Here is a 10,215-nt window from a genome sequence, read left to right as displayed (position 1 = left end):
GGGCATTGTACTCCTCGTTCCACCACTTGTCGTTGTGTCTCTCATACTGTATTTCGGCAGGGACTATGTCTCGTCTCTCGTCGGGGTTGAACAGACCGTTGTGCTGGCAGCCGTCGCTCTCATTTGGGTACTTCAGGGCCGGAACTTCGTTGTTTCAGCGCTCTCGGGCTTATCTCGTGTCGGTCGGTCAGGTGCCGTCAATTTGATCGAAGTTTTCGTCCGCTCCACCGTACAGATCGCGCTGGTCTTCGTGGGGTTAGAGCTATTTGGCCTCGTGGCAGGGGCCCTCATGGGCACGGCCGCGGCGGTCGGCATCGGTCTGTATATGATTCCCGTCCGAATCGGTGCGCCACGGCGGAAGGAAGCTTTGAGCCTCCTCTCGTTCGCGAAGTTCTCTTTCTTCCGGGAGTTCGCAACGAAGGCGTACCACAACATCGATACTGCTGTTATCTCGGTTTTGATCGGTAACAGCGCAGTTGGCCTCTACAACATCCCGTTCCGGATCGCGCTTGTGCTACAGGTGTTCTCATCCGCCGTTAGTACGTCGAGTTTCCCCGAGATCAGCCATCACGACGATGAAGGGAACTACGAACGCATCGGAGAGATCCTCGGCGATGCGATGGTGTTCTCGGCTATCGTTGCCATTCCAGCGACGGTAGGGATATTCCTGCTGGCGGAGCAGATCGTCATCACGCTGTTCACTTCGGCGTTCGCTGGCGGCGCCAGTGTCGCTGTCCTTGCGGTCGCCATTGAGATACCGAGCGGGTTTCGGGGGACGCTAACGAGCGCGATAGACGGTATGGATCGCCCCGAACTGACACTCCGGGCAGATGCCGTACTGATCGGCACTAACCTCGTCTTGGACCTCGTGTTAGTTCCTTGGATCGGTATTATTGGTGCGGCAATCGCATCGCTCGCCGGCGTCACTGCCTCTACCGTGTACTTGGGGTATCTGTTCGTCGAAAAGCTTGAGATGCCTCTCACGGTCTTCCAGGTACAGCCGCTTGCGATGGAGGTCATTGCCGCGCTCGTGATGGGTGGGGTCGTCTATGGGCTGCGTGAAACGCTGGCCTTTCCGCAACCCTGGAACGTACTACTCCTCGTCGGCTCCGGTATAGCGACGTACTCGATAGTCCTTCCGGCGATTAGCCGGGACATCAGACTTCGGCTGATCGGGATCGTGCGAGACTTTCTATGATCGGTCGACAAGTATCGTCGAAAGATCAGACCTGAGAAGGACTGCGACCGAACGGTGATCGCTCTACTCCCGCCTCACTGGCTCTGGGACCCGGTTGATTCCTGTTCAGCGAAGTACTCCGAGGTCCTCTCGAGTCCCTCGGAGAGACTTATCGAGGAGTCCGGTCAAGTCGCTCTTTCGCTCGGGAGATATCCGGCTGACGGACCTGAGGGTCCTCCACCGGGAGGTCCTCGTAGACGATATCTGAGTCGGTCTCGACGACGTCGACGACAAGTTCAGCCAGTTCTTCTATGAGAAGATACTTGTCTCTGCTAAGCGTGCCGAAACCGATATACGCTACCGAAACAGTAATCCGGTGAATGCGGGTTATCGCTCTCACAGACTACCTCAGTAACGTCGGGGGAGCCGAACTGAGCGCTCGTGAGATCGTTACGGGGCTCGCCCAGCGTGACGACACGAAGGTCACCCTCGTCGGAGGTGACCTCTCCGATGCGGAGAAACTCTCTTTTCCCGGCGTCGATGTTTCGAGAGTCCGGATTCCGGACTACGTCGAGAATCTGCCAGATCTCGTAGCCGACTCGATAGCGGCGCGTCGACTGGCGCAGGCGGCAGAAGAACACATCGAGGACGCCGACGTAGTTCACGCACATCATCGTCGTTCGACGATGGCTATCAGACAGTTGGATACCGAGACACCGAAAGTGGCAACAATTCGGGACTTTTGGCCCATCTGTCCGATCAGCATCTACAGTGTGGACGGCCGGCAGTGTCGGGGATGCGACGACGACTTGGGCAACTGTGTCCGGCATCAGGGGTGGGATAGCCCACTTTCGCCGGTGGTAAAGCGATACTTATTGCTCAAACGACATTATAACTCCGGCATTATCGGGACGATAGACTGTAACGTATTCATCGCAGATCATATTCGCGAAACGGTACGCCGATCGTCGCAGGTCGCTTCACGCACCGATGTCGTCTACAATCCAATTGACGTCGATTTCAGCGGGCCAGCGGCCTCCAGCGAGATTCCACGCTTCGTTACCGCAAGCAGTCTCCTTCCGCAGAAAGGAATCGGTACAGCAGTTCGGGCGATGGGCCTCCTCGATATCGACGCCGAGTTAGTCGTCTTCGGCGATGGGGAAGAACGAGACCAGCTGAAACAGCTGGCGAAAGATATCGCTCCAAAGAAAGTCGAATTTCGCGGTCGTGTCGAGCCCGAGGAGGTATACCGAACGATCGCCGGAGCGACAGCAACAGTATTCCCGTCGACGTGGGAGGAACCGTTCGGCCGCGTTACTGTCGAATCGATGGCACTCGGTACGCCGATCGTCGGGAGTGCCGTCGGTGGAATCGAAGAAGTGATCGACGACGGCGAGACGGGGCTTCTCTTTCCACCGGGAGACGAAACTGCGCTGAGTGAGCAGTTGCGGCGTCTATGTGCGAACCCGGAGTTTACAGCGTCACTCGGAGAGGCAGCATCAACCGTCTCCGAGGAGTTCTCACCGCAGGCTGTGGCTAACAAGTATTACGCGATCTTCGAGGAACTCGCCTGAAGGCTCGGACATACCGAACGGTCCATCGATAGTCCCCATCGTGTAACGGCGGTGTTCAGATAAGGTTTGAAAGGTGAGGCGATGCGTTTTCAAAGTGATTCATGCCCGAAAACGCCCGCCTCAGCGGCTGTTTAGACGAGATTAACTTAGAGTTTGTGGAGAGAGAAGCAACACCGGAGCTGTTGATGAAGCTCAGTATTCAGCTTCATTTATCAGGACTATCGCTTTCGAATACTGTTTCATTTCTTGAGGTATTCGGTGTTGATCGGGTTCGATCGACCGTTCATAACTGGGTTCACAAAGCCGATCTACAGCCAGAAACGGGTCGCAGTCCGAATCACGTTGCGGTTGACGAGACTGTGATTCAGCTTGACAATGAGCAGTATTGGCTGTACGCTGCTGTCGATACTGACTCAAACGATTTGCTACATACACGGCTTGAACCGACAAGAACAAACGTGATAGCGGATCAATTTTTTGCGGAACTCTGCGACAAACACGACGTAGAAGACGCGATCTTTCTCGTTGATGGCGCGGTTCCACTTCAGCGAGCTTGTGACAAACACAATCTCGACTTTAGATACGAACGACATGGAGATCGGAACAGCGTCGAACGTGTCTTTCGTGAGGTAAAACGCAGAACTACTAGTTTCTCAAACTGTTTCAGCAACGCTAAAGCAGAAACAGCAAACGAGTGGCTCAGATCGTTCGCCTTCGCATGGAATCAGCTTATCTGAACACTACCCGTGTAACGGTGCCCTTGAATAGGGTGCGTGGTGTCATTTACGACCGAGGAATGATGGGCACAGACACAGAACACGTAACGGTCGAATGACTCAGGACTCTGTTGCAGTTCTCCACGATCGGTTCCCGACTATCGGCGGGAGCGAGACGTTCGCGATCGAGGCTGCCCGAGTTCTCGACGCCCCGATCTTCACGATGTACGTCGAACCCAGTCTTGACGTTCCGAGCGACGTCGAGATCCACGCTATTTGCCAGCCCAAGTACACTCGTGGCCTCTCGGGACGACTGCTCGATTGGAAGAACAACGGCATGAACCCGTTCGAGTCTGCGAGTGTCGCCATTGACATGACCCAGGGTTGTGACGAACTGATCAAGTACGACGTGCTCCTCGAGAGCGGCCCTCTCTCGAAGTTCTACGTTCCAGAGACCCACCAGCGAATTGTCCACTACCCACACAGTCCACCGCGCTGGCTCTACGACCTATTCCGAGACAGAATGAAGCGGTTGGACTACCCGGGCATCGCGTTCGGCGCGCGCGCCTACGCGAAGCTCTGGCGAGCCCTCGACAAGGAAGCGGTCGACTACGTCGATACTTTCGTCGGGAACAGCGAACTCATTCGCGACCGTATTCGCCGGTACTACGGCCGAGATGCGGAAGTCGTCTACCCACCAGTCACGGGAGATTGGCGCAACGAGGGCGACGACGGATACTTCCTTACATGGTCACGGCTCGACCCCGAGAAACGCGTCGACCTGATCGTCGAGGCGTTCCAGGGACTCGATCATCGACTCGTCGTCGCTGGTGATGGTCAGGAGCGCCAGAAACTTGAGCGTATGTCCGAAGGACACGACAACATCGAGATCCGTGGCTTCGTCGAGGATATCGAATCACTAGCCGCTAAAGCGACAGCAGTCGTATATACACCGAGACAAGAGGACTTCGGACTAGTTGGGGCCGAAACGTTGAGTGCAGGGAAACCACTTCTTGGAGTTGATGAGGGGTTCACGAAGAACCAAGTCGAGGAAGGTGTGACCGGACTTCTGTTCGACCCAAGCGTCGAATCGCTCCGAGAGACGGTACGGGCGTTCGATCCATCCCAGTTCGATCGGGAGACTATCCAGAGTGTCGCAGAGCAGTATCGGTACGAAACTTTTGAGGCAGATCTCAGAGAGGTAGTCTTCGAAAGTGAACGACGATTCAAAAGTAACTGATCTCGTCGAAGACCGATATCGATAAACCACCAATACTCACTACTGTAATTGTGTACCTCTGTCAGGTCGCCCCCTACGTTACTTACCCTCCCAGAATGGGCGGCGACCACCGGACCCACGGTCTGGTCAAGGAGTTTCCGAAGGAGGGGCACACGGTCCACCGGTACTGCCAGGGGGGGTCACCGGCGATGTACAAATCCCTAGATCTGCGTCGTCACGTCCGGATTGCCGAGGACTACGACGAATACCGTCACCTCAATCCTCTCCACGAGGCAACAAAAGCACCGATGCTGCTCGGCTATCCGAACCTGCTCGCACATCGATCACTCCGCATCGCGAACGACGGGCTCGATGAGATGTTCGAGAGAGCTGACGTCGTGTTGGCACGAGAACCGTGGCAGATGCCGTACGTCCTTGATCACGTCCCGGAGGACACGCCGACCGTCTTCTCGAGTCACAATGTGGAGATTGAGCGGTTCGGCGATATCTCCCAGCCGGCATTCGCCGAATGCGTTGAGCGAGAAGTCGACCGGCTTGAGCAACGGTCCGTCGAAGAAACAGATGCGATCGTCTGTACTAGCGAGAACGATGCGGATATATATCGGAAGCGATACGATCCTGAGGGACCAATCCTAGTCGCACCAAACGGGACGTACGAGGACAGACTTCGAGATCATCGACCCGGCAGCGATGCCGCAAAGAGAGTTCGAAGGGAGTATGGAATCGATACTGACGCGACCGTCGCCCTGTTTATGGGCAGTAATTACCGACCAAACGTGGAGGCCGCCGAAGCAGTCGTCGACATAGCGCGCGAACTCGTGGACGCCGACATCGATGCTCAGTTCCTCATCATGGGGTCAGTCGGAAACGCACTCGACAGATCATCGTTACCTGAGAACCTTGTTACTACTGGGTACGTCGAAGACGAGTTCGAAGCCCACTTCGACGCCGCCGATATCGCTCTCAATCCAATGCTATCGGGCGGAGGGACGAATATCAAACTCATCGACTATTTCGCTCGAAGTCTGCTCGTGATCTCGACTCCATTCGGTGCGAGGGGACTTCAAGCAACTGCGGGCGAAGAACTACTCGTCGCCGAACTCGACAAATTTCCCGAGAAGATTCGATCACTCTCTCAAAGCCCGGATCGACAGCACCGAATGGGGGATGCTGGGCGACAGCTAGCTGCGGAAAAGTATACGTGGGAAGCCTCCTCGCGGATGCTTCTCAAGTTCGTCACCGAGAACTTTGGTCCATTCTGAACGCCACTCAATGTAGACGCCGCTCCATCGCTAACAACGACCACGCCAAACAGGAGATCCGACTCAGAGTACTCTGCTATCGCTACCTCCGACCAACAATCATCATCGGCGACTCCGTTGGCTACTTCCAGTTCCGAACGGCCGCTCCGAAGACGACACGCCCCATATCAATCCCTGCGAGATCGCTGAGACAACCCGCCTGAACGGCCACATCAGTAAGAAGTTCCTCCAGAGCGGCTCGGCCGAGACGGAAGTTGCTTCCCGAATGGCACCCACGGGGTCATCCACACCGTTGAGGGGGCCGGCTGCGAGCCGGCGATGCTCAAAGCCGTCATCGAGGTGAACGACCGCCAGCCCGAACGCCTGCTTAACGCCAAGCTCGACACCGCCGACGAGCGCGTCGCTGTGTTCGGCCTCGCGTTTAACCCCGCCACAACGACATCTGGAATTCCCGAGCGATTCCCCCCACCGAGGGATTCCACACGGTACGTCGACATCGTCCCTACGACTCCGCCACTACAGAGAACATGCGCGAGTAGTTCACCGAGATCGAGTGCGCCGATAGTGTCGATCGTGTACGTACAGAGGACGATCGAGACCCTCACGGTTACATGTCCCTCAGAGAGAATGATTAGAACTTCTGCCTCCTCACCTCGCGACGAGTCGCGGTGGCTTACCGCTCACCGATCTATCTCCCGAACCGTGAGAATATGACAAGCCTTATGCGCGTTTTGCCAGTCCCTTGCGATAATGAGCGATTCGAACGATCCGCCCGACGGATCGGACCGGTCCCCCTCCGATCTGCTCACACAGTGGTATCACGTTCCGGTAATTCTCGGCGTCGTCACGTTCATGCTCTGGACGCGGCTGCGCTCGTACGGTAACTTCGTTCGCAACGGTGAGGTGTACTTCCGCGGTAACGACCCGTGGTACCACCTTCGCGAGACGACGTATCTGCTTGAGAACTGGCCCGGAACGATACAGTTCGACCCGTACACTGGGTTCCCGTTAGGCTTCGAAGCGGGCCAGTTCGGCACCCTCTGGGACCACATCATGGCGGTGGGCGTCTGGATCGCCCGCCCCATCATGGGCAGCACCGAGGAAGTCATGCTCGTCATGGCTCCGATCGCGGGCGCACTCGTCGCGATCCCGACGTACTTCATCGCGCGGCGCTTTGCCGGCCGCGTCGCTGCGCTCGGCGGAGCCTTGGTCCTCGCCCTCCTCCCCGGAACGTTCTTCAGCTACTCGCTCGTCGGCTTCCCCGACCACAGCGCGGCCGAGGTGCTCTTCCAGAGTATTGCCGTCCTCGCGTTCCTCGTCGCCTTCGCCGTCGCGGAGCGCGAAAAGCCCGTTTGGGAGCTCGTCGTCGACCGCGATGTCGAGGCCCTGAAACGCCCCGTCTCGTACGCGTCCGCTGCCGGTGTCGCGCTCGGCCTCTACATGTGGACGTGGCAGCCCGGCGTCCTCCTCGTCGGGATCACTGGGGTCTTCCTCGCGGTGAAGCTCACGAGCGACGTCTCCCACGGTCGGAGCCCCGAGCCGGTCGCTTTCGCGGGCGCAGTCGCAATGTCCGTCGCTGGAGCGATGCAGTTAATTCCGCTTGACACGTTCTCGTTCATACCGACACAGTACTCGCTCCTTCAGGTCGTCCTTCCGCTCGGTGTCGCCGTCGGTACCGTCTTCCTCGCTTGGCTGGCCCGACAGTGGGAGAGCCGTGACCTTTCCACGGACACCTACCCACTGGCGGTCGGCGGAGTCGCCCTCGCCGCCGCCGGAGCCGTCTGGCTCGCGCTCCCGTCGCTGTGGTCGACGCTAACGCGAAACTTATTGAACTTCGTCGGCTTCAGCGCCCGCGCCACCTTCCGCACCATCGGCGAGGGCGGCCCTCCGCTTCAGGACGCCAGCTTCACCAACTTCGTGCTCTCGCAGTACGGGCTCGCCTTCTTCCTCGCGCTCGCGGCGGTCCTCTACATCCTCGCGCGCCCGCTGTACCGCTCAGACGATACCAATCACACGCTGTACATCCCGGCCGCGCTCGCCGTGGTCGGCTCCGTCTACGCGGTCCCGCAGGCGTACGGCGCGGTCGGCGGCGTCGTCGGCCTCGACTGGCAGGTGGTCGGGCTCGTCCTCGCCGCGGCGTTCCTCGTCGGGGCGACGTTCCTCGTCGAGTACGACGCCGAGGAGCTATACTTCGTCGTGTGGGCGGCGTTCATCGGGAGCGCGGCGTTCACGCAGGAACGCTTCAATTACTACCTCGCCGTCGTCGTCGCGGTCGGCACGGCGTACTTCCTCCAAGTGACGCTCGACGCCTTAGACCTCTCGTCGCTCGATCTCCCGTCACTCGACGCGGTCCGCGAGATCGAGGGGTGGCAGGTGCTGACCGTACTCGCCGTGCTCGCGATCCTCCTCGTCCCGCTCGTCGGCGTCGCCACCCCGGTTTGGCAGGCGGGCAACTCCAGTGACCCCCGCAGCGTCGTCCAGTGGGACGAGAGCCTCCAGTGGATGAACGACGAGACGCCTCAGCCGGGCGAGCTCGGAGGCGCGGACAACGCGATGGATCCGTACGCCACCTACGAGCGGCCCGCAGACGGCGACTTCGACTACCCCGACGGCGCGTACGGCGTCCAGTCGTGGTGGGACTACGGCCACTGGATCACCACCCGCGCCGAGCGCATCCCGAACGCCAATCCGTTCCAGCAGAACGCCGGCGAAGCGGCGGACTACCTGCTCGCACCGAGCGAACAGCAGGCGGCCGAGGTGCTCGCAAGCCAGAGCGACGAGGGCAACCAGACCCGCTACGTGATGGTCGACTGGCAGATGGCGTCGCCGAACTCCAAGTTCAACGCGCCGGTCACCTTCTACAGCGGCAACGAGACGGTCCGCGACTTCAACGAGCTGCTGTACGAACGGGTCCAGGGCCAGAACGGCCAGCAGGGCGGACTCCGTCCCGCCCTCCAGACACGGACGCAGCGCTACCACGAGAGCCAGATGATCCGGCTCTACCAGCACTACGGGAGCGCGGTCGAGCCGGACCCGGTCGTGTTAGACTGGGAGCCGCAGACGGCCCAGACCCAGTCGGGCGAACAGGTCGACATCAAGGTCCTCCCGAGCGAGGGACAGCCGGTCCAGCGGTTCGACAACCTCTCGGCCGCCCGCTCGTACGTCGAGGAGGACGGCTCGGCGCAGGTCGGGGGCGTCATGGGCGTGCCCACCGAGCGCGTCGAGGCGCTCGAACACTACCGGCTGGTTCACGCCACGCAGGCACCGGGGCGCTCGCCGTACGCACAGCAGGCACAGATACTCGCCCAGCGGTTCGGCGTCGACCTCCAGGCGACGTTCGGTGAGTCGCTGTTCGGCGCGTTCAGCGACGACTTCGTCAAGACGTTCGAGCGCGTGCCGGGCGCGACCGTCGAGGGGTCGGGCGCGGCACCCGGTCAGGAGGTCGAGGCGACCGTCGAGATGCGGAAGCCGAACGGGCAGACGTTCGAGTACACGCAGTACGCGACGGCGGACGAAAGCGGCGAGTTCGAACTCACGCTCCCGTACTCCACGACGGGCTACGAGGAGTTCGGGCCCGAGAACGGGTACACGAACACGAGCGTCCGCGCGACCGGTCCGTACAACGTCAGCACCGCACAGACGACGGGCGAGGACCTGTACACCACCGAGCAGTTCGGACAGGTCGAGGTGACCGAAGGGCAGGTCGTCGGTGAGGACGACACGGCGGCGACGGTCGAACTCGAAGAACGGATCGTCGACTGCCCGAGCGGCGACCCGGCGTGTCCTGTCGATAGTGGGAGCGAGGGCGGCGACGGCGGCGACAGCGGTAACACGACGAACTCGACCGACAGCGCGAGCGTGCTCGGCGCGGCGGAGCCGGTAACGGCGGTCGACGCCACGAGCGCGACGACGGCGACCGGGGACGCGAGCGCGTAATTCCGGGCTGTTAACTACCGCCACACTATTCTCGACGTATGGACGACCGACGCGAGTGGCTGACGCTGTACCTGAAAGGCGTCGCCATGGGGAGCGCGGACGCGGTACCCGGCGTCTCGGGCGGGACCATCGCGCTCATCGTCGGCATCTACGAGCGGCTGATCGCGGCCGTCACGGCGATCGACCCCGGTCGAGTACGCCGCGTGCTGGCGGGGGTTCGGCCGGGGAACCTCGCGGACGCCCGGGCCGCGTTCCGCGAGGTCGACGGCGCGTTCCTGCTCGTGTTGGGGGCCGGTATCGGCACCGCGGT

General features: G+C 60.1%; 7 protein-coding genes. All 7 read left to right on the top strand.

Features of this window, described 5'->3' with window-relative positions; genetic code table 11:
* Window positions 1-34: 34 nt before the first annotated feature.
* Window positions 35-1,198, top strand: coding sequence for a polysaccharide biosynthesis C-terminal domain-containing protein (locus BN903_RS12685; protein WP_195155801.1), 1,164 nt, complete (start codon window positions 35-37; stop codon window positions 1,196-1,198).
* A gap of 359 nt (window positions 1,199-1,557) precedes the next feature.
* Window positions 1,558-2,751: a glycosyltransferase family 4 protein gene (locus BN903_RS16075; protein ID WP_079890670.1), complete on the top strand. Its 1,194-nt coding sequence runs from the start codon at window positions 1,558-1,560 to the stop codon at window positions 2,749-2,751.
* A 101-nt stretch (window positions 2,752-2,852) separates the two neighbouring features.
* A complete protein-coding gene (locus tag BN903_RS16070; RefSeq protein ID WP_079890615.1) occupies window positions 2,853-3,488 on the top strand; it encodes an IS6 family transposase in 636 nt (211 codons plus the stop codon).
* A 94-nt stretch (window positions 3,489-3,582) separates the two neighbouring features.
* Window positions 3,583-4,707, top strand: a complete 1,125-nt coding sequence (locus BN903_RS12675; RefSeq protein WP_052334958.1) for a glycosyltransferase — start codon at window positions 3,583-3,585, stop codon at window positions 4,705-4,707.
* Between the two features lie 50 nt (window positions 4,708-4,757).
* Window positions 4,758-5,969, top strand: a complete 1,212-nt coding sequence (locus BN903_RS12670; protein ID WP_048078080.1) for a glycosyltransferase — start codon at window positions 4,758-4,760, stop codon at window positions 5,967-5,969.
* Between the two features lie 750 nt (window positions 5,970-6,719).
* Window positions 6,720-9,905 (top strand): oligosaccharyl transferase, archaeosortase A system-associated, encoded by a 3,186-nt coding sequence (locus BN903_RS12665; RefSeq protein WP_048078079.1) that lies wholly within the window; start codon window positions 6,720-6,722, stop codon window positions 9,903-9,905.
* Between the two features lie 38 nt (window positions 9,906-9,943).
* The coding region (locus BN903_RS12660) for an undecaprenyl phosphate translocase family protein (RefSeq protein WP_048078078.1) at window positions 9,944-10,215 on the top strand (272 nt) is incomplete at its 3' end.

The organism is Halorubrum sp. AJ67, from assembly GCF_000513435.1.
The sequence above is the reverse complement of the archived record's forward strand: the minus strand, read 5'-3'. Positions and strand labels throughout refer to the sequence as shown.